Origin of the sequence: Mycobacterium paragordonae, assembly GCF_003614435.1 — a bacterium.
GTDB lineage: Bacteria > Actinomycetota > Actinomycetes > Mycobacteriales > Mycobacteriaceae > Mycobacterium > Mycobacterium paragordonae.
In genome coordinates this window covers 5,514,616-5,534,251 of record NZ_CP025546.1, presented here as the reverse complement: position 1 = coordinate 5,534,251, position 19,636 = coordinate 5,514,616, and the positions used below count along the sequence as shown (strand labels likewise).

The following is a 19,636-nucleotide window of genomic DNA, read 5'->3' as shown; positions in this document are numbered from 1 at the left end:
GTTTGGCAGTTACTTAAGAGTTGCTTAAGATAAGCCGCGGTGGCGAGTACCGGCAGCCCAATGCAGGGCCGCAGCTCTCTACCAAATCGAGACCTAAACGCTCCCCAACGTGTGCGCGCGCCTGCTTACTAGCGTGATCTGGCAAGTGCAACATGAAAGCTCGGACCTTGGGGACAGCGCTAGTACCGAGGAGGTTTGCGTGAGCAGGTTTACCGAGAAGATGTTCCGCAATGCCCGCACGGCGACGACGGGCATGGTCACCGGTGAACCCCACGAACCTGTCCGTCACACCTGGGGCGAGGTGCACGAGCGCGCCCGGTGCATCGCGGGCGGCCTGGCCGCCGCTGGCGTCGGCCTCGGCGATGCCGTCGGAGTTCTCGCCGGATTCCCGGTGGAGATCGCCCCCACCGCCCAGGGCCTGTGGATGCGCGGCGCCAGCCTGACCATGCTGCACCAGCCCACCCCGCGTACCGACCTGGCCGTCTGGGCCGAAGACACGATGACCGTCATCGGCATGATCGAAGCCAAGGCCGTCATCGTCTCGGAGCCGTTCACGGTGGCCATCCCGGTGCTGGAGGAGAAGGGCATCAAAGTCCTCACCGTCGCCGACCTGCTGGCGTCGGAGCCCACCGACCCGATCGAGGTCGGCGAGGACGACCTGGCGCTCATGCAGCTGACATCCGGGTCCACCGGGTCCCCGAAGGCGGTGCAGATCACCCACCGCAACATCTACTCCAACGCCGAGGCGATGTTCATCGGCGCCGAGTACGACGTCGACAAAGACGTCATGGTCAGCTGGCTGCCTTGCTTCCACGACATGGGCATGGTCGGCTTCCTCACCATCCCGATGTTCTTCGGCGCCGAGCTGGTCAAGGTCACGCCGATGGACTTCCTGCGCGACACGCTGCTGTGGGCCAAGCTGATCGACAAGTACAAGGGCACCATGACCGCGGCGCCCAACTTCGCCTACGCCCTGCTGGCCAAGCGGTTGCGCCGCAACGCCAAGCCGGGCGACTTCGACCTGTCGACGCTGCGCTTCGCTCTGTCCGGCGCCGAACCGGTCGAACCGGCCGACGTCGAGGACCTGCTGGACGCGGGCAAGCCGTTCGGCCTGCGATCGTCGGCCATCCTGCCGGCGTACGGCATGGCCGAGACCACGCTGGCCGTGTCGTTCTCCAAGTGCAACTCGGGTCTGGTGGTCGACGAGGTCGACGCCGACCTGATGGCCGCGCTGCGCCGGGCGGTCCCCGCGACCAAGGGCAACACTCGCCGGCTGGCCACCCTCGGTCCGCTGCTGACGGACCTCGAGGCCCGCGTGGTGGACGAGAACGGCAACGTGATGCCGGCCCGCGGCGTCGGCGTCATCGAACTGCGCGGTGAGTCGCTCACCCCGGGCTACATCACCATGGGCGGCTTCATTCCTGCGCAGGACGAGCACGGCTGGTACGACACCGGCGACCTCGGCTACCTCACCGACGAGGGCCACGTGGTGGTGTGTGGCCGCGTCAAGGACGTCATCATCATGGCCGGCCGCAATATCTACCCGACCGACATCGAGCGGGCCGCCGGTCGCGTCGAGGGCGTCCGCCCCGGCTGCGCGGTAGCCGTGCGACTGGACGCCGGGCACTCACGGGAATCGTTCGCCGTCGCCGTCGAGTCGAACGCGTTCGAGGACCCGGCCGAGGTGCGCCGCATCGAGCACCAGGTTGCGCACGAGGTCGTCAAGGAGGTCGACGTGCGGCCCCGCAACGTGGTCGTGCTGGGCCCGGGGACCATTCCGAAGACGCCGTCGGGCAAGCTGCGCCGGTCCAACTCCGTCACCCTGGTCACCTAGCCGGCGCTCAGTAACCCGTCAACGACGGTGTGACCAGCTGCGCGCCGCGGCGATGAAGCTGCTGACGAACTCCCTTTGGGCCGAATCGAATTCGCTGCTGTAGTCCATCGCGTCGTTGACCGCCCGGTGTTCGAACTGCACCGTGCAGCAGTCGGTCAGGTAGCCCTGGATGTACATGCTGGTGGCGCTCAGCGCCATCAGTGCGGTGTCGTCGCTGACGGGCGGGTCGATGAGGTTTCGCGAGCCGCTGCGCAGGATGCGGATCTGGTCATCGACGAAATGGTCGGCCTCCCTGGCGGCATCGGCTCGCAGAATGCCGGTGGGGCCCAGGTAGTTACAGTTCAGCGTGTCGTTGTTGACGGTGCCGCGTGCCATCACCACTTTTCCGCCGACGAGGTGTTCGGCGACCCGCACGCCGGTGCACTCGGGAGCGATATCCTGTTGCGGCGGAACGAAATCCGTCGGCAACTTCTTGGCGACGATCCTGGCCAGGATGACCAGTTGTTGTTGCGTGACCATCTCATTTGGCGCCCCCAGCAGTGGCGTCCAGGTGAGCACGAACTGCGTTGAGCCGTGATCCACGGCAATCGCCGACTCCGTTTCCCCGCGCACGAAGAACGCTTTGTCGGAATCGACGGTGACGTCCTGACTGTTCCGGGCGCGGCGGCCGCCGATCAGATTCGCGACTTCGGGCACCGGGCCGCCGATCGGCACGCTCAGCACCAAGCCGCCGAGGTGATCCTTCGGGCCGTAGTGGCACGAGGCCATCCCTGCCGGGTGCAGCTCCGAGGGGTCCAGCTGCTTGGTCACCAGTAGCGTGGGCGTCAGGCGGCGATAGGTGGTCTGGACATCAGCGATCGGCAGCGTCGAGCAGAGATCGGACAGGTGCGCCGGCGGTGGGCTCGGCGCCGGCTCGCAACCCGTTGTGGTCAGCAGCACGGCGGTTGCCAGCAACGGGTATGCGGTCCACAGCTTGGGTCGCATTCTCCGCATCCAGACCGACGTTACGGGACTCCGGTTGGCAGGCCTACCACGCATGCACACGGTTCTGCGCTGGCTCGAGCCCGAATTCGATGAGCAATTCTGCGGCATCGGCGGCCTGCTCGCAGATCGTCGGTACCTCGGCGCGCTCGGTGGCGTTGAAGGGCTCCAGGACGAAGGCCGCCGGGTCCTTGCGTCCGGGCGGACGGCCGATCCCGATCCGGACCCGGTGGAAGTCCTTGGTGCCCAACGCGGCTGCCACCGAACGCAACCCGTTGTGACCACCTTCGCCGCCGCCCAGCTTGAGCCGGATGCGGCCGAAGTCGAGGTCGAGTTCGTCGTGCAGCACCACGATGTCGGACGGTTGCACCGAATAGAACTTGGCCAACGGCCCCACCTGGCGCCCCGACTCGTTCATGTAGCAGCGCGGCTTGGCCAGCACCACCGAACGTCCCGCCAACCGGCCGGTGCTTATCTCGGCGCCAGAACGCTTGTGCGCCTTGAATTTCGCTCCCAGCCGGGCGGCGAGGACGTCGGCAACCATGAACCCGACATTGTGCCGGGTCCGGGCGTAGTTCTCGCCGGGATTGCCCAGGCCGACCACCAGGAGGGGTTCGGCCACCTCGTGCTACTCGGACTCGTCGGAGGCCTCGGCGGTCTCCTCGCCCTCGGTGGCCTCCGCACCTTCTTCGGCAGCCTCGCCTTCCTCGCCCGCACCCTCTTCGGCCAGGTCCTCGGCCGTCGGCGCTTGCACCACGTTCACCACGAGCAATTCCGGGTCGGAAACCAGGGTGACACCGCGGGGCAATTCGATCTGGCCGGCGGTGAACTGGGTGCCGGCTTCGGCGCCTTCGATGGACACGGTGAGCTGCTCGGGGATCGACAGCGCCTCGGCCTCGATCTCGATCGAGTTGGCGTCCTGGGTGACCAGGGTGTCCGGACCCGCGTCGCCCTCGACGACGACGTTGACCTCGACGGTCACCTTCTCGCCGCGGCGAACGACCAGCAGGTCGGCGTGCTGGATGGAGCGCTTGATCGGGTGAATCTCGATCGCCTTGGTCAGGGCGAGCTGCTCCTTGCCGGCGATGTCCAGGGTGAGCACCGCGTTGGTGCCCGAGTGCCGCAGCACGGCCGCGAAGTCGTGGCCGGGCAGCTCCAGGTGCTGGGGGTCGCTGCCGTGGCCGTAGAGGACGGCGGGGATTTTGCCTTCGCGGCGGGCCCGGCGCGATGCGCCCTTGCCGGTCTCGGTACGCACCGTGACGGCGAGTTGGTTGACTGTTGCTTTAGCCATGTGTCGCTCCTGTGTGTAAGGCACGGCCAGGGATCGCGACAGAATGCCGGTCTCCGTCGATAACGGTGCTGGTCTTCGGACCAGCCACCCTCGCCGTGACGCCGGGTCAGGTTATCGCATCCGCGGGTCAGACCGGAAATTCGCGGGCCGCCCAGTGGTCGCTCGGCAGGGAATCAGAGCGGAAAAGCGGTGCCGGTGAGCTGCTCGGACAGGTCCCACAGCGCGGCGGCGGTCTTGGTGTCACGGGCGGCCCGGCTGCGCCCGACCGGCTGGGTCCGGCCGGCATACCCGAATCGCGGGCCGATGAACGAGTTGCCGGGCACGTCCTGCGAGGCGGCGTACAGCGTTTGACGTGCACCGAAGTCGGCGTCGGTGGCCACGATACGAGTGGCCGTCGACATGATGGCATCACCGAGCTTGCGTCCCGAGGCGCCCTGCAGGTTGGTCTGGGAGTAGCCGGGGTGCGCGGCCAGCGCGCGCAGCGGCGAACCGGCCTTCTCGAGCCGGCGTTGCAGTTCGCTGGTGAACAGCAGGTTGGCCAGCTTGGACTGGCTGTAGGCGAGCCACGGCGAGTAGCGGCGGTTCTGGTAATTCAGGTCGGCCAGATCAATCCGGCCCGGCCAGTGCGCCATCGAGGACACCGTCACCACCCGGTCGCTGAGTTTGGGCAGCACCAGGTTGGTCAGCGCGAAGTGGCCGAGGTGGTTGGTGCCGATCTGGCTCTCGAAACCATCCTTGGTCAGCGAATACGGGGCGGCCATGATGCCGGCGTTGTTGATCAGGATGTCGGCGCCGTCGACGCCGTCGGCGAACTGCCGCACCGACGACAGATCCTGCAGGTCGAGCGCGCGGACCTCGACCAGGCCGCGGATATTGGCTGCCGCCTTCTCGCCCTTGGCAGTGTTGCGGACGGCCATGATGATCGTGGCGCCCCGGCCGGCCAACTCACGCGCCGTCACCTCACCGAGTCCGCTGTTGGCGCCGGTGACGATGACGGTGCGTCCGGCGAACGAGGGAAGGTCAGCCGCGGTCCAGTTGCTCATGACTCTTAGTCTGCGGGGTCGAACTCCAGGGGCACGCTGAGGGGCCCGGTGATGCCGGCCATTGCTTTCCAGTGGACGGGTCCACCCAGGCGGGGGGTGGTCATCCGCGCTGTGATCACCCGAAGCGCTTCCGTCATCTCAAGGCGCGCGAGGTGAGCACCGAGGCAGTAGTGCACACCACCGCCGAAGTTCATGATCGGCACCTGGCCTACACGGGTGATGTCCAGCCGCTCCGGTTCGTCGTAAATCTCGGGGTCGCGGTTGGCTGCGGCGATGTTCGCGAACACGATGGTGCCGGCGGGTATCGGTACGCCGGCCAGCTCGATATCCTCCGCGGCTTGCCGGATGACACCGAAAATGATTGGCCGGTAACGCATCAGCTCGTGGACGGCGTCGGGGGTGCGGTCGGGGTGAGTTGCGAGCATGGCCCACTGGTCTGGGTGTTCGGCCAGTGCTTGTACCGCCGCGGCCAGCTGGTTGCGGGTGGTATCGGTGCCGGCGCCGAGCAGGGTGCCGCACAGCATGAGCAGTTCGTCGTGGGTGAGCCGGTCACCATCGTCTTCGGCCCGGATTAGGTCGGAGATCAGATCCTCGCTCAGCGATGCGCGGCGCCGGGCGATCAGGTCCTCGAGGTAGGCGTCCAGTTCGTTCCACGCCGCGAGGATTACTGGTGCGTCCTCGGCGACGGTGGGCTCGAACAGTTTCTTGATGTCCTCGGCCCAGTCGGCGAACAGGTGCCAGTCCTCGGCGGGTGCCCCCAGCAGCGCACTGATGATGGTCGTCGGATATCCCTTGGCGATATCGGTGACGACGTCGCAGTGCCCATCGCCGGCGACGCGTCGGACGAGTTCGGTGATGACGTCAATTGCCAGGGTGCGAAGCCGTTCGGCGGCGCGCGGCGAAAACGCCTTCGACACAAGCCGGCGCAGGCGGTGATGGTCGACGCCGTCCATTCCCAGGATGTTGCTGACCGCTCGGTCCCAGAGCGGACCGGAGGTGACGCCGAATGCGCCGAGGCCCAGACCGGGGGCGGTGATGAATCGGTTGTCGCGCAGGACGGTTCGCACCAGATCGTGGGTCAGGACCTCCGGTCCGTAGGGGCCGAGGGCGATCGGTGCTTGGGCGCGGGCTTCGGCAATGATTCGGTGTGCCTCGGCTGGATCGGTCAGGTGGGAGTAAGCGATGGTGGGGCACTCGAGTGCGGTCGTGGTCGTCATGTCTTCGACTATTCGGCGGATCAAGCGTGAAACCATCCGCCGCAGCGCGTAGTTGTGACCGGCCGATAGCGCAATTCCGCGGGAGCCAGGTCGGAATCTGCGCGGTCTGGCTGATGTATTGCGTGGGTTGCGGACGCGAAGCTGGCTACTATGAGCCAACAAGCGGAGATACCATCGCTGACCTGGGGTGAGTTGGGTGTGAGCGAGTTACTGCCGACCGGGACGGTGACGTTGCTGTTGGCCGACGTCGAGGGTTCGACGCGGTTGTGGGAAACGCAGCCCGAACAAATGACGGCGGCGCTGGCGCTGTTGAACCGCACGGTCGACGACACGGTCGCCGCACACGACGGTGTCCGGCCGGTGGAACAGGGCGAGGGTGACAGTTTTGTGGCGGCATTCGCCCGTGCGTCCGATGCGGTGGCATGTGCGTTGGCGTTGCAGCGTGCGCAACTGGCGCCGATTCGGCTGCGAATCGGCCTGCACACCGGCGAGATCCAACTGCGCGATGAGGCCAACTACGCGGGGCCGACGATCAACCGGACGGCACGCCTACGCGATCTGGGACATGGCGGACAGACCGTGATGTCAGGTGTCACCGAATCATTGGTTATCGATCGGCTGCCCGAGGGGGTGTGGCTCGCCGATTTGGGTAGCTATCCGCTGCGGGGTGTGCCGCGCCCGGAGCGGGTCATGCAGTTGTGTCACCCGGACTTGCGCAACGAGTTCCCGCCGTTGCGGGTACGGAGTGTCGTTGCCGCACATAATCTTCCAGCTCAGTTGACGAGTTTCGTTGGGCGGCAGGCGCAGATGGCTGATCTACGTCAGCTCATCACCGAAAACCGGTTGGTGACACTGACGGGCGCCGGGGGCGCGGGCAAGACGAGACTTGCGGTGGAACTGGCGGGACAACTGGCCGCTGAATTCGCCGATGGTGTCTGGTACATCGACCTGGCGCCCATCGCCAATCTCGCCGCAGTGCCGGTGACCGTCGCGCGCACCTTGGGATTGCCCGATCAACCGGGCCGCTCGACAAGGGAACTGCTGCTGCAGTTCTTCGGCCCGAAGAGAGTCCTGCTGTTGCTCGATAACTGCGAGCATCTACTCGATGCGTGCGGGGAGCTCGTCGTGGAGCTATTGCCGACATGTCCGCGATTGACGATCCTGGCCACCAGTCGAGAGCAACTGGGCGTGCCCGGCGAGCTGAGCTGGCGGGTGCCGTCCTTGTCAGTGGCCGACGAGGCGGTCGATCTGTTTATTGACCGGGCCCGCCGCGTCCGGCCGGATTTCACTGTAGGCGAAGCCAATACCGCGCTCATCGCTGAGGTCTGTGAGCGCCTCGACGGCATGCCCTTGGCAATCGAGTTGGCCGCGGCGCGTATCAGGGCGCTGTCGCTGCAACAGATCTTCGACAGCCTGCACGACCGGTTCCGGTTGCTTACCGGGGGAGCGCGTACCGCGGTGCGCCGCCAGCAGACGCTGCGGGCGTCGGTGGACTGGTCGCACGCGATGCTCACCGACCCCGAGCGCATCCTCTTCCGCCGCCTCGCGGTTTTTATGGGCGGGTTCGACCTGGACGCCGCGCATGGGGTGGGGGCGGACACCGAGGCCGAACGATTCCAGCTGATCGATGTTCTCGGCCTCTTGGTCGACAAGTCGCTCGTCGTCGCTGAAGAAATCAACGGCGCCATGCGATACCGCGTATTGGAAACGGTGCGTCAGTATGGACTCGAAAAGCTTGGCGAGTCAGGCGAAGCCGGGACGGTGCGGACCCGGCACCGGGACTATTACGCTGCTGCCGCTGCTGCCCTTGCATCAGGACCGCAGGGTCCGCTGGTGCGGTGGGCCGACGTAGAGATGGACAACCTGCGAGCCGCCCATGCGTGGAGTCGCGAGACCGGGCAGACCGGGACGGCGCTTCAGCTCGCGGCGTCGCTGCAGCAGTTCTGGTTGACACGCGGGCGGTTTCGCGAAGGGCTGGCCGCATTTGACGCTGTCTTCACCGACGATCTCTACGAATCGGGCGACATCGCACCGGCCATCCTGGTCCGCGCAGTTGCCGACGCGGCGGTGCTGGCGGTCTGGGCCTCCGCCCCGGCCTGCCCGCAGCGGGCGGAGCAGGCACTGGCTGTCGCGCGCAAACTCGACGACCCGGGACTCGTGGCTCGCATCCTGATGGGCTGCGGGATGCTCAATTTCTACAGCGCCGACGCGTACTTCGACGAGGCGATCGAGCTGGCTCGCGCGTCGGGTGATCTGTTGGTGCATTGTCAACTTCGCGCGTATCAAACCTTCGCCTTCAGTGTCGCCGGCGATCCGCTCGCATCTGAGACGGCCGCCATAGAAGGGCGAGACCTCGCCGATGCGGTCGGCGACAAGTTCATGTCCCGCTACTGTCAGACGTTTCTCAGCACTGCGCTGAGTATGCAGGGCAAATTGACTGAGGCCGTCGATGTGTCACAGTCGCTGGTGGAGGACGCGCGAACGGCCGGAGATCGCGCGATGGAGACGTTCGGTCTCATCACCTTGGCGCAGGTGTTGGCGCTGAGGGGTGACGTGGCGTCAGCGCACGCCGCAGCGGCGGCCGGCCTCGAAGCCGCTGCTGCCATTGGCGGCTTCCACGAGGACACGGCCTACGCGTCCCTGGCCGGCGCCGCGCTGGCCGACGGCGACGCAGCGGCTGCGCGACGTGCCTGTGAGGCGGCGATGCGGCATACGTATCCGCTGAAGGAGTTGTTCACCAGAAGCATCCTTCCCATGACCGACGCGGCGTTGGGGTGTGGCGACCTCGCCGCAGCGCGGCGCTGGGCGGACGACACCGTCGCGGTCGCCCCGGGATGCCACCAGGTGTTCGCCCTGACGGGGCGGGCCCGGGTCGCCCTTGCGCAGGCTGAGCCGGACCAGGCCGAACGAGACGCCCATGAGGCGCTCGTCGTTGCCGTGCGGACACGAGGGTATCTATGGGTGGCCGATTCTCTCGAAATCCTTGCCGGCTTGGCGGCCGAGTGTGGCAGCTACGCCGGCGCGGCGCGGGTTCTGGGTGCCGCCCATGGCATCCGTCAGCGCGCCGAAAGACCCCGCTTACCGGTGTATCAAGCGGGTTACGACGTTACGTTCGCGAAGGTCCGGGAAGGGCTGGGACAGCACGATTTCGATGTTGCATGGGCGGAAGGCTCCGCATTGTCCGTCGAAGAAGCCATCGCCTATGCCCAGCGCGGGCGTGGTGAGCGCAAACGCCCGGCAAGCGGCTGGGGCTCGCTGACCCCGATGGAACTCGACGTGATAGGTCTGGTTGCGGAAGGGCTGGGCAACAAAGAGATTGGAGCGCGGTTGTTCATTTCGCCGCGCACAGTGCAGAGTCACCTCACCCACGTCTACGCCAAGCTCGGATTGACCTCCCGCGTCCAGCTCGTCCAGGAAAGCGGGCGACGGAGCTGACGCGATCCGGCAGGCACCTGGCGCACTCCACCTGACTCGGCCAGACTGAGGCGATGACCTCTATGGCCGAGCGGGTGATGTTCAAGTTCCTGAGTCTGCACGACAAGATCTACCAAGCGACGAATGGCCGGATCGGGCACCGGGTGCCAGGTATGCCACCCAACCTGCTACTGCACACCGTCGGCGCCAAGACGGGGAAAGAACGCACCAACACGCTGACCTACGCCAAGGATGGCGATGACTATCTGGTGGTCGCGTCCAAAGGCGGGTCGCCGAAGGCACCCGGGTGGTATCACAATGTGAAAGCCAATCCCGAGGTCGAGATCCATGTCGGTTCAAGGCGTTTCGCCGTCACCGCGCACCCGGTGCTGCCCGACAGCCTGGACTACGCGCGGCTGTGGAAGCTCGCCAACAAGAACAATGCCAACCGCTATGTCGAGTACCAGAAGAAGACGTCACGGCCGATCCCGGTGATTGTCCTGAAGCCTTCGATAGCCCCCAGGTCCTGAATCGCTCGCGCCCGGGAATTGCGCCTTTCGGCTGATGTATTGCCTGGGTCGAGGGCGCAATGCTGGATACCATGAGCCAACACGCGGAGATACCGGCGCTGACCTGGGGTGAAATGGGTGTGAGCGAGTTACTGCCGACGGGGACGGTGACGTTGCTACTCGCCGACGTCGAGGGCTCGACGGCGTTATGGGAATCGCAACCTGAACAGATGACGGCTGCGTTGGGACTGCTGAACCGTACGGTGGACGAGACCGTCGCCGCGTATGAGGGCGTGCGTCCGGTCGAGCAGGGTGAGGGTGACAGCTTCGTTGCCGCGTTCGCACGGGCGACGGATGCGGTTGCGTGTGCCTCGGCGTTGCAGCGGGCGCCGCTGGCGCCGATCCGGATTCGCATCGGGTTGCACACCGGCGAGATTCAGCTGCGTGATGAGGGCAATTACGCGGGGCCGACGATCAACCGCACGGCCCGTATCCGCGATCTGGCCCACGGGGGTCAAACGGTGATGTCCGGGGTGACCGAGTCACTGGTGATTGACCGGCTGCCGGAGGGGGCGTGGCTGACCGACCTCGGTAGTTATCCGCTGCGGGGTGTGCCGCGACCGGAGCGAGTGGCGCAACTGTGCCATGCGGACTTACGCAATGAGTTCCCGCCGCTGCGGGTTCGTACGGAGGTTGCGTCGCACAATCTTCCGGTACACCTGACCAGTTTCGTCGGGCGTCAGGCGCAAGTGTCGGAAGTGCGGCAGCTGGTCATCAGCGACAGGTTGGTGACGTTGACCGGTGCCGGCGGCGTCGGCAAGACTCGCCTGGCCGTCGAGGTCTCTTCGCAACTGAGTCCCGAATTCCCGGACGGCATTTGGTATGTGGATCTGGCGCCGATCACGAACGCCGCCGTGGCGCCGTTGACCGTCGCACGCACTCTCGGGCTACCCGATCACCCCGGGCGCTCCACGATGGAGCTGCTGGTGCGGTTCCTCGGCGAGAAATCCATGTTGCTGGTGCTGGACAACTGTGAGCATCTGCTCGATGCCTGCGGCGACATGGTGGTGGAATTACTGGGCTCCTGCCCGCATGCGACGATCCTTTCCACCAGCCGTGAGCCGCTCGGTGTCCCCGGCGAGCTCACCTGGCGCGTGCCGTCGCTATCTCTCACCGAGGAGGCGGTCGAACTGTTCGCTGACCGCGCTCGTCAAGCTCGCCCGGATTTTGTTGTCAATGAGGCGAATACGCCGCTCGTGAGGGACATCTGCGAGCGCCTCGACGGCATGCCCCTGGCGATCGAGCTTGCCGCGGCACGCATTCGGGCACTGTCGTTGCAACAGATCGGCAGCTCCCTGCACGATCGGTTCCGGTTGCTGACCGGCGGCGCACGCACGGCGGTGCGACGGCAGCAGACACTGCGGGCATCGGTCGACTGGTCGCATGCGCTGCTGACCGAGCCGGAACGGGTCTTGTTCCGACGGCTTGCGGTATTCACCGGAGGGTTCGATCTCGAGGCTGCCCAAGCGATCGGTGCCGGCAGCGAAATGGAGAGCTACCAACTTCTGGACCAGCTCAGCTTATTGGTGGACAAATCGCTGGTGGTCGCATCCGAAACAAGTACCCATGCCGGCACCGACAGCGGAATGCGTTACTCGTTGCTGGAGACAGTGCGCCAGTACGCGCAGGAAAAGCTCGGCGAGTCGGGTGAGGCCGAACAGACGCGCACTCGGCACCGTGACTATTACACCTCGACGGCAACGGAATTGGCGTCGCAGGGACTGGCCGGCGTGGAAAGGTTGCTGGCCTGGGCGCGCGCCGAAAGTGACAACCTGCGAGCGGCATTCGCATGGAGCCTGGACAGTTCCGACCGTGAATCGGCATTGCGTCTGGCGTCGGCATTGCAAGATTTCTGGCTGCGAACCGGAATTTTCCGCGAAGCGCTGGCGGCGTTCGACGCAGTCCTGACCGACCGCCGGCCCGAGGAGATTGCACCGAGTGTCTGGGTTGCCGCCATTGCCGACCAGTGCACAATCGCGGGATGGGCGGGCGCTTACGGCCACGCGGACCTGGCATACGAGGCACTCGACGTTGCCCGCGACCTCGAGGATCCGGCGCTGGTGGCCCGTGCACTCGGTGCGTGCGGCATTGTGACCTTTTACAACGCGGAGGTAGCGCAGGCCTACTTCACCGAAGCGATCGACATGGCTCGTGCCGCCGGAGACGAGTGGCGCCTCTTGCCGCTTTTCAGTTATCAGGCCACCACCGCCGTCGTCGCCGGAGAACCGAAGGCGGCAATCGCGGCAGCTGCAGCGGGACGTGATCTCGCCGACGCCTTGGGCGATGGTTTTTTCTCGCGCAATAATCGGGCCTGGCTTGGATGTGGGTTGTGGTTCCACGGAGACCTCGACGAGGCTATCGAGGTTCTTCGCTCCGTGGTCGCGGAGGCCGAAGCGGCAGCAGACCCGTCCGCCACGATCTTCGGGCAAGTCTGCCTCAGCGGAACGCTTGCGTTCAAAGGGGACGTCGCTCCGGCGCGCTCTGCCGCGCAGACCGCGTCGGCTGCGTCGGACAGTGTGGGTGGGATGACGGAAGACACGGTGAACGGAGCGATTGCGCACGCCGCCCTTGCCGGCGGTGACGCCGAGGCGGCCGTGCTGGCGTCCCGGGAAGCATTGCGGTACATCGTTCCAGACCGCGAAGCGTTCACCCGCAGTGTCGCACCGCTGGCCGAATCGCTGCTCGCGTGCGGCGATTTCGTCGCCGCACGGCAGTGGGCCGACGAGTGCGTCGCCGTGGTGCCGGGTATTTTCAGAATGACTGAGCTGACCGTGCGCGCGTACATCGCACTCGCCGAGAACGATCCCGAGCAGGCCGAACGCGACGCTCATGAAGCGCTGACGATAGCGGCTGCGACGCAGGGCTACATGAAGGTGGCCGACACCTTGGAATGCGTTGCCCGTCTTGCCGCTGACGAAAGCAACATGGCATATGCTGCGCGCTTGCTGGGCGCGGCCGACGGTATCCGGCAGCGCAAAGGGCATGCCCGCTTTCCGATGTACCAGGCCGGCCACGATGCCACCGTCGCGACTATTCGTGAGGCGTTGGGGGACAGCGCATTCGAGGATGCGTGGGCTGAGGGTGCGGCGCTGTCCATCGAAGAGGCAATAGCGTATGCGCAGCGGGGCCGTGGCGAACGGAAGCGTCCCTCAAGCGGCTGGCGTGCGCTGACTCCGATGGAGCTCGACGTGGCACGTCTGGTTGCAGAAGGCCTGGGCAACAAGGACATCGGCGCACGGCTGTTCATATCGCCGCGGACGGTGCAGAGCCATCTCAGGCACGCCTACGCCAAACTCGGCTTGTCCTCGCGAGTAGAACTCTCCCGGGAAGTGCTCCGCCGCGCCTGAGCTGCGACGGGAATTGCGCGCTCTGGCGGATGTTATGCCCGGTGCGGGCCGCGAGGCTGGCTACCATGAGCCAGCACCCGGCGATGGGCAATCATCCTTTTGCGGCGACGGAACCTGGACTGATCGGGACGTCGAAATTGCTGTGAGGGCTGCGAATCCGCGCTGATCACGACCTTGGCGGCAATCTCGCCGGCCGGCGCCGCGCCTATTTCCGGGCGACCACGAATCCCCGGATGATCGCCTCGACGTCGTTGCTCTCCGAGACGGCCTGCTCGGCCAGGCTGGTGATGATCAGTTGCACCAGGTAGCGCTGGTTGTCCGGCGCTGGGCCGGTGGGCATCACCACCCGGTTCCAACTGCGCATCCGCGCGCCCTTGAGTTCATACGTCCCCTGGACCATCGACGACGGGAAGCCGTTGTAGTCGGCGGTCGAGGCGTCGAGTTGGTGAAAGCTGTCCGGGAGATCGGTGTTCGCGTGCTTGATCGCCTCAGTGGGATTGAATTCGCCACGCAGCTTGAACACCACCAGCATCGCTGCGGGATAGCTGTCGCCCTTGGAGATCATCACCGCTTTCGGGCTGGTCTTCGAGTCGACGGCGCGCGGTTTCCAGCCGGGGGGTGTCGGGATCGAGACGACCATGTCGGTCAGGTCGCTCGGCAGCACCGGATCACCCAGGACGCCTTCGCCTTCCAGGTACTTCGACAGCGGAACCGGGGGCTCGGTGGGTTTCGGTGAGGTGCTGGTAGCCGATGACGGTGTCGTCCAGATCGACTGGTAGTCAGCGGCTTTCGGCCCACAGGCGGTGGTCAGGGTCAATGCGGCAACCCCCACCGCAGCCGCGCACGCGCGTATCACCCTGGCGGTCACAGAATCTCGCGCACCCCGTCGATCGGCCGAGCCAACCGGGTGCCTTTTGGAGTGACGACGAACGGCCGTTCGATCAAGATGGGATGAGATGCCATGGCATCCAGCAACTCGTCGTCGCTCGCGTCGGCGAGGTTGAGTTCGGTGTAGAGCGATTCGCGTTTGCGGACCGCGGCGCGGACCTCGATCCCCGCGTCGCGGATCATCCGCACCAACTCGTCCCTGGACGGCGGCGTCTTCAGGTACTGAATCACTTCCGGCTCAATGCCGTTGTCCCGCAACAGCTCCAACGTGTTGCGTGAGGTGCTGCACTTGGGGTTGTGATAGATGACCGCCTCACCCATCTAGGCGTCCCCGTCGAACAGTCCTGTGACTGAGCCGTTTTCGAAGACCGCGCGGATGGTGCTGGCCAGCAGCGGCGCGATGGACAGCACGGTGAGCTGCGGGAAGCGCTTCTCCTCGCCGATGGGCAGGGTGTTGGTCACGATCACCTCGCGGGCGCCACACGAGGCCAGTCGCTCGGCCGCCGGGTCGGAGAGTACCCCGTGGGTGGCCGCGATGATCACGTCCTTGGCGCCGTCGTTGTGCAGCAGCTTCACGGCGCCGGCGATCGTTCCACCGGTGTCGATCATGTCGTCGATCAGCACACAGGTGCGCCCGGCCACCTCGCCGACCACCCGGTTGGACACCACCTGGTTGGGCACCCGCGGGTCGCGGGTCTTGTGGATGAATGCCAGCGGCACGCCGCCCAGCGCGTCGGCCCACTTCTCGGCGATGCGCACCCGGCCGGAGTCGGGGGAGACGACGACCATGTTGCCGTCGGGGTAGTTGTCCCGGATATAGCCGGTCAACAGGTTCTGCCCGCGCATGTGGTCCACGGGTCCGTCGAAGAAGCCCTGAATCTGATCGGTGTGCAGGTCGACAGTCACGATCCGGTCGGCGCCGGCGGTCTTGAGCAGGTCGGCCACCAGGCGGGCCGAAATCGGTTCGCGGCCGCGGTGCTTCTTGTCCTGGCGGGCATACGGGTAGAACGGCATGACCGCGGTGATCCGCTTGGCGCTGCCCCGCTTGAGCGCGTCGATCATGATCAGCTGCTCCATGAGCCACTGGTTCACCGGCATCGGGCAGGACTGCAGCACGAACGCGTCGCATCCGCGCACCGACTCCTGGAAGCGCACGAAGATCTCACCGTTGGCGAAATCCCGCGCCGTCTGCGCGGTGACGTGGACGTCGAGTTCTTTGGCTACCTGCTCGGCCAGCTCCGGGTGGGCCCGGCCGCTGAAGAGCATCAGATTTTTGCGGTTATCGGTCCAGTCGTGGCTCACCGGGCTGCCCTCGCCGTGTCTAGATCGAAAGAAAAGGAACGCCCCATCGTAGCCGGGTTACCGCAAAGCGAAATCACGGTGTCTCACCGGCTGTGGAGTTGCGGGTAGCCCGATCAGCGGCTTCGGCGGCCGCCGTGCCGGGTCGCTTGCGCTGGACCCAGTTCTCGATGTTGCGCTGCGGACCGGCCGAAACCGCCAGCGCACCCGGCGGGACGTCCTCGCGCACTACGGTGCCGGCGCCGGTGTAAGCGCCGTCGCCGACGGTCACCGGGGCGACGAACATGGTGTCCGAGCCGGTGCGCACGTGTGAGCCGATCGTGGTCCGGCTCTTGGAGGTGCCGTCGTAGTTGACGAACACGCTGGATGCGCCGATGTTGCTGTGTTCGCCGATGTCGGCGTCGCCCACGTAGGTCAGGTGCGGCACCTTGGTGCCGGTGCCGATGGTGGCGTTCTTGGTCTCGACGAATGCGCCCAGCTTTCCTTCGGCACCCAGCACGGTTCCGGGCCGTAGGAAGGTGAAGGGGCCGACCGTGGCGCCGCCGCCGATGGTCGCCGACGAGCCGTGCGTGCGGCAGATGGTGGCCTTGTCGCCGACGCTGACGTCGGCGAGCGTCGTATCGGGCCCGATACTGCAGTGACCGCCGATCTGGGTGCGTCCGAGCAGCTGGGTGCCGGGGTGGATCACGGTGTCGCGGCCGATGGTCACGTCCACGTCGATCCAGGTCGTCGCCGGGTCGATGACGGTGACCCCGGCCAGTTGGTGGGCGGCGACGATCCGGCGGTTGAGCTCCGCGCCCAGTTCGGCGAGCTGAACCCGGTTGTTGACGCCCGCGACCACGGCGCTGTCGTCGATGTGCTGGGCGCTGACGGTGTGGCCGTCGCGGCGCAGGATCGCGATGACGTCGGTGAGGTAGAGCTCCTGCTGGGCGTTGTCGGAGCTCAGCCGGCTGAGCGCGGACTTCAGCGCCGCGATGTCGAAGGCGTAGACGCCGGTGTTGACCTCGCGGATCCCGCGCTGCGACGCCGTCGCGTCGGTCTGCTCGACGATCGCCATCACTTCGTTGTCCTGGGTGCGCAGGATGCGGCCGTAGCCGTGCGGATCGTCGAGCGTGGTGGTGAGCACCGTGACGGCCGCACCCGCCGAGCTGTGCGTGGCGATGAGGTCGGCCAGGGTGTCGGCGTCCAGCAACGGGGTGTCACCCGCGGCGACGACGACGATGCCGGCGTAGTCCTCGGGCAGCGCGGACAGGCCGCACAGCACTGCGTGGCCGGTTCCCTGCGGCTTGTCCTGCAGGGCGACATCGATGGTGCGGCCCAGGCTGTCGGCCAGCTCAGCGACCAGCGGCGAGATGCGCTCATGGTCGTGGCCCAGCACAACGACGAGATGCTGGGGCGCGAGCTTGGTCATCGCGTGCAGGGAGTGCGACAGCATGCTGCGCCCGCCGAGGACGTGCAGCACTTTGGGGGTGTCTGACCGCATCCGGGTGCCGGGCCCGGCCGCGAGGACCAGAACCGCGGTGTCACCACGAAAACTCATCAACTCTCCTCAAGTTTCGCCCGGCGAGCGTGCACACTTGCACGCCGACACGCCGTTAAGAGTGGCATTGAGTGCACGCTCGCGGCAAAAAGCGGCAAATTCCGAAGCTCCGTCGCCAGGACTCGAACCTGAACTATCTGAACCAAAATCAGAGGTGCTGCCGATTACACCACGACGGATCGCTCCTGAGACTTTAGTCGGCCGACGATGCCGGCCGCTTGCGGCCGGAGGCGGAGGCAGACCATCGACGTTAGTCCAGTCACCGTCTACCGCTCTGAGTGTGCGTCCACCTGAGTCTGAGGGTGGCCGGATCGCGATTTCACCGCGGTGGACGCGCGCGCAAAGCAGCCAGCGCACGCTCGACGCCCCGATACCCTGATCGCGTGGCTGAACCACGTGCACCGCGCGCCCGGATGACCGGTAGCGAGCGCCGGCGCCAACTCATCGGCATCGCCCGGTCGCTGTTCGCCGAGCGCGGCTACGAAGGCACCTCGATCGAAGAGATCGCCCAGCGCGCCAACGTGTCCAAACCGGTCGTATACGAGCATTTCGGCGGCAAGGAAGGCCTCTACGCCGTCGTGGTGGACCGGGAGATGTCCGCGCTGCTGGACGGCATCACCTCGTCGTTGACCAACAACCGGTCCCGGGTGCGCGTCGAGCGGGTCGCCCTGGCGTTGCTCACCTACGTCGAGGAACGCACCGACGGCTTCCGCATCATGCTCCGCGACTCGCCCGCCGCGATCAGCTCGGGCACCTACTCCAGCCTGCTCAACGACGCCGTCAGCCAGGTCAGCTCCATCCTCGCCGGGGACTTCGCCCGCCGCGGACTGGATCCCGACCTCGCGCCGCTGTATGCCCAGGCGCTGGTGGGGTCGGTGTCGATGACGGCCCAGTGGTGGCTGGATACACGCGAGCCGAAAAAAGAAGTTGTGGCCGCGCACCTGGTCAATTTGATGTGGAATGGCCTGACCCACCTGGAGGCCGACCCGCAACTGCGGGACGAGTAGCACTCCGCGGCAAAAGCAGGCAAGAACTTCGCAAGCGCCTGCTGTTGGGATCGGTAGCAGCCCGAGCCGTGTGCACTGGTGGCCAACGAACCCGAAGTGCATCAATGGACCCGAACGAAAGGCTCATCATGCGTTCACTGTTACCTGCGTTGTCCAACGGTCTGACCGGCCTCGCGATCACCGTCCTGGTGTCCGTGGGGTTGACCCTCTCGCCGCCCGCTCACGCCGATCAGGGCAACTGCCCGCGTCTACAGGCCTGCACCACCTGGTGCCCCGGCGACCCCAACCCGGCGGGACGGCCGGTGCCGTGGGACGGCAACGTCTGCCACGACTACTACTGGGACTCCTACGGCGTGCACGACGTGGGCACCGGAGCCTTCTACTCCTGGGCCACGATGCCCTGGTAGTCACCGGCCGGCACCTCGACGACGACGGCGGGCCGCGGGAAATGCTCGGCCGCGCAGCCATCGTCGAGCGCGTCCTCGATCGCCCCGGCCAACTGGCGGGGATCGCTCCAGCGCATCCCGCCGAGGCTGAGTTCGGTGAGGATGACGCCGTGGTGGGCGCGGACGTCGGCCATCGCGGCGATCATCCGCCGAATCGCCTCGCCGCACAGGGCCGCGTCGTCGATATGGCAGTGCAACCCGACCAGGTCGAGAGTGCGGTGCGCGAGCACCCATCGCACGGCGTCGGCGGCGTGATCGCCACCCACGGTGAACCCGAACTCCTGGTCACTGATATCGGCGCCGCGGTGCCCGTGGCTGTCGACATCCGGGATCACCTGGATGAGCACGCGTTGGTGGCGGACCAAATTGGCCAGGTAGCCGACTTCCAGCGGGTCGTCGACAACGATGCGGCCCACCCCGGTGGCTACCGCGCCGCCTAGCTCGTCAAGGGACATCGCGTTCAGGTGCACGATGACGCGGGCGGCGTCGATTCCGCCGGACAGGGCGACCGCCAGTTCACCGGACGAGCAGACGTCGACGCCGAGCCGCTCCTCACGCACCCAGCGGGCCACCGCCGTGGCCGACAGCGACCTTCCCGCGTAGACCATCTCGACCCCCCGCAACGCTTTGTGGGCGCGGCGGGCGCGGTGCCGGAAGTCAGCTTCGTCACAAACGGCGGTCGTCGGCTCGCTTGCACGGCCGAAAATCCGTGGGGCTGCCCGGCCGGCCGAGGGCAGCATGTGCAGCAGTGTCATGCCTC

At 66.3% G+C, this 19,636-nt stretch carries 15 protein-coding genes, 1 tRNA gene and 1 pseudogene; 6 read left to right on the top strand and 11 right to left on the bottom strand.

Features of this window, described 5'->3' with window-relative positions:
* Positions 1 to 199: 199 nt before the first annotated feature.
* Positions 200 to 1,834 (top strand): fatty acyl-AMP ligase, encoded by a 1,635-nt coding sequence (locus tag C0J29_RS24665; protein WP_065044374.1) that lies wholly within the window; start codon positions 200 to 202, stop codon positions 1,832 to 1,834.
* Positions 1,835 to 1,852: 18 nt separating this feature from the next.
* On the opposite strand, the gene C0J29_RS24660 is transcribed toward C0J29_RS24665, so the two are convergent.
* From C0J29_RS24660 to C0J29_RS24640, 5 genes are all read right to left on the bottom strand, one after another.
* Entirely contained in the window at positions 1,853 to 2,827 is a 975-nt protein-coding gene (locus tag C0J29_RS24660; protein WP_162951547.1) for a hypothetical protein, read from the bottom strand.
* A gap of 34 nt (positions 2,828 to 2,861) precedes the next feature.
* The gene (pth, locus tag C0J29_RS24655) at positions 2,862 to 3,437 is read right to left on the bottom strand and encodes an aminoacyl-tRNA hydrolase (RefSeq protein ID WP_065044371.1); all 576 of its coding nucleotides are present in this window, start codon (positions 3,435 to 3,437) and stop codon (positions 2,862 to 2,864) included.
* 6 nt (positions 3,438 to 3,443) lie between these two features.
* Positions 3,444 to 4,106 (bottom strand): 50S ribosomal protein L25/general stress protein Ctc, encoded by a 663-nt coding sequence (locus tag C0J29_RS24650; RefSeq protein WP_065163375.1) that lies wholly within the window; start codon positions 4,104 to 4,106, stop codon positions 3,444 to 3,446.
* A 173-nt stretch (positions 4,107 to 4,279) separates the two neighbouring features.
* The gene (locus C0J29_RS24645) at positions 4,280 to 5,149 is read right to left on the bottom strand and encodes an oxidoreductase (protein WP_120793851.1); all 870 of its coding nucleotides are present in this window, start codon (positions 5,147 to 5,149) and stop codon (positions 4,280 to 4,282) included.
* Positions 5,150 to 5,154: 5 nt separating this feature from the next.
* A complete protein-coding gene (locus tag C0J29_RS24640) occupies positions 5,155 to 6,366 on the bottom strand; it encodes a cytochrome P450 (protein WP_120794952.1) in 1,212 nt (403 codons plus the stop codon).
* Between the two features lie 150 nt (positions 6,367 to 6,516).
* Between C0J29_RS24640 and C0J29_RS24635 the strand changes: the two genes are divergently transcribed.
* From C0J29_RS24635 to C0J29_RS24625, 3 genes are all read left to right on the top strand, one after another.
* Positions 6,517 to 9,801: a LuxR family transcriptional regulator gene (locus tag C0J29_RS24635; protein ID WP_120793850.1), complete on the top strand. Its 3,285-nt coding sequence runs from the start codon at positions 6,517 to 6,519 to the stop codon at positions 9,799 to 9,801.
* A 53-nt stretch (positions 9,802 to 9,854) separates the two neighbouring features.
* On the top strand, positions 9,855 to 10,310 hold the full coding sequence (locus tag C0J29_RS24630) for a nitroreductase family deazaflavin-dependent oxidoreductase (protein WP_120793849.1): 456 nt from the start codon (positions 9,855 to 9,857) through the stop codon (positions 10,308 to 10,310).
* Positions 10,311 to 10,381: 71 nt separating this feature from the next.
* Positions 10,382 to 13,696: a LuxR family transcriptional regulator gene (locus C0J29_RS24625; RefSeq protein WP_120794951.1), complete on the top strand. Its 3,315-nt coding sequence runs from the start codon at positions 10,382 to 10,384 to the stop codon at positions 13,694 to 13,696.
* A 205-nt stretch (positions 13,697 to 13,901) separates the two neighbouring features.
* Here C0J29_RS24625 and C0J29_RS24620 read toward each other — a convergent pair whose 3' ends face one another.
* The 5 genes from C0J29_RS24620 to C0J29_RS24600 all read right to left on the bottom strand — a co-directional run bounded on the left by C0J29_RS24620 (position 13,902) and on the right by C0J29_RS24600 (position 17,602).
* A complete protein-coding gene (locus tag C0J29_RS24620; protein ID WP_065163363.1) occupies positions 13,902 to 14,564 on the bottom strand; it encodes an LpqN/LpqT family lipoprotein in 663 nt (220 codons plus the stop codon).
* Positions 14,561 to 14,905, bottom strand: a complete 345-nt coding sequence (arsC, locus tag C0J29_RS24615; protein ID WP_120793848.1) for an arsenate reductase (glutaredoxin) — start codon at positions 14,903 to 14,905, stop codon at positions 14,561 to 14,563. Before arsC ends, C0J29_RS24620 begins: the two co-directional genes overlap by 4 nt.
* Complete coding sequence (locus C0J29_RS24610; RefSeq protein ID WP_055581256.1) at positions 14,906 to 15,886, bottom strand: ribose-phosphate diphosphokinase; 981 nt, start codon at positions 15,884 to 15,886, stop codon at positions 14,906 to 14,908.
* Positions 15,887 to 15,959: 73 nt separating this feature from the next.
* Positions 15,960 to 17,423 carry a bifunctional UDP-N-acetylglucosamine diphosphorylase/glucosamine-1-phosphate N-acetyltransferase GlmU gene (gene glmU / locus C0J29_RS24605; protein ID WP_120793847.1) on the bottom strand — a complete coding sequence of 488 codons (1,464 nt, stop codon included), beginning with the start codon at positions 17,421 to 17,423 and terminating at the stop codon, positions 15,960 to 15,962.
* Between the two features lie 107 nt (positions 17,424 to 17,530).
* Positions 17,531 to 17,602, bottom strand: a tRNA-Gln gene (locus C0J29_RS24600).
* Between the two features lie 234 nt (positions 17,603 to 17,836).
* Between C0J29_RS24600 and C0J29_RS24595 the strand changes: the two genes are divergently transcribed.
* Both C0J29_RS24595 and C0J29_RS24590 read left to right on the top strand, forming a co-directional pair.
* Entirely contained in the window at positions 17,837 to 18,430 is a 594-nt protein-coding gene (locus C0J29_RS24595; RefSeq protein ID WP_065044362.1) for a TetR/AcrR family transcriptional regulator, read from the top strand.
* A 128-nt stretch (positions 18,431 to 18,558) separates the two neighbouring features.
* Complete coding sequence (locus tag C0J29_RS24590) at positions 18,559 to 18,837, top strand: hypothetical protein (RefSeq protein WP_133437711.1); 279 nt, start codon at positions 18,559 to 18,561, stop codon at positions 18,835 to 18,837.
* Positions 18,838 to 18,851: 14 nt separating this feature from the next.
* Here C0J29_RS24590 and C0J29_RS24585 read toward each other — a convergent pair.
* Positions 18,852 to 19,631: pseudogene (locus C0J29_RS24585) on the bottom strand (diaminopimelate decarboxylase); the annotation flags it as partial.
* Positions 19,632 to 19,636: the final 5 nt, after the last annotated feature.

Bases quoted from the DNA above. Each gene is read 5' to 3' on its own strand.
- C0J29_RS24625 (WP_120794951.1), top strand. From the start codon at position 10,382: ATGAGCCAACACGCGGAGATACCGGCGCTGACCTGGGGTGAAATGGGT.
- C0J29_RS24645 (WP_120793851.1), bottom strand. From the start codon at position 5,149: ATGAGCAACTGGACCGCGGCTGACCTTCCCTCGTTCGCCGGACGCACC.
- C0J29_RS24635 (WP_120793850.1), top strand. From the start codon at position 6,517: ATGAGCCAACAAGCGGAGATACCATCGCTGACCTGGGGTGAGTTGGGT.
- glmU (WP_120793847.1), bottom strand. From the start codon at position 17,423: ATGAGTTTTCGTGGTGACACCGCGGTTCTGGTCCTCGCGGCCGGGCCC.
- C0J29_RS24630 (WP_120793849.1), top strand. From the start codon at position 9,855: ATGACCTCTATGGCCGAGCGGGTGATGTTCAAGTTCCTGAGTCTGCAC.
- C0J29_RS24595 (WP_065044362.1), top strand. From the start codon at position 17,837: ATGACCGGTAGCGAGCGCCGGCGCCAACTCATCGGCATCGCCCGGTCG.
- C0J29_RS24590 (WP_133437711.1), top strand. From the start codon at position 18,559: ATGCGTTCACTGTTACCTGCGTTGTCCAACGGTCTGACCGGCCTCGCG.
- C0J29_RS24650 (WP_065163375.1), bottom strand. From the start codon at position 4,106: ATGGCTAAAGCAACAGTCAACCAACTCGCCGTCACGGTGCGTACCGAG.
- C0J29_RS24660 (WP_162951547.1), bottom strand. From the start codon at position 2,827: ATGCGGAGAATGCGACCCAAGCTGTGGACCGCATACCCGTTGCTGGCA.
- arsC (WP_120793848.1), bottom strand. From the start codon at position 14,905: ATGGGTGAGGCGGTCATCTATCACAACCCCAAGTGCAGCACCTCACGC.
- C0J29_RS24640 (WP_120794952.1), bottom strand. From the start codon at position 6,366: ATGACGACCACGACCGCACTCGAGTGCCCCACCATCGCTTACTCCCAC.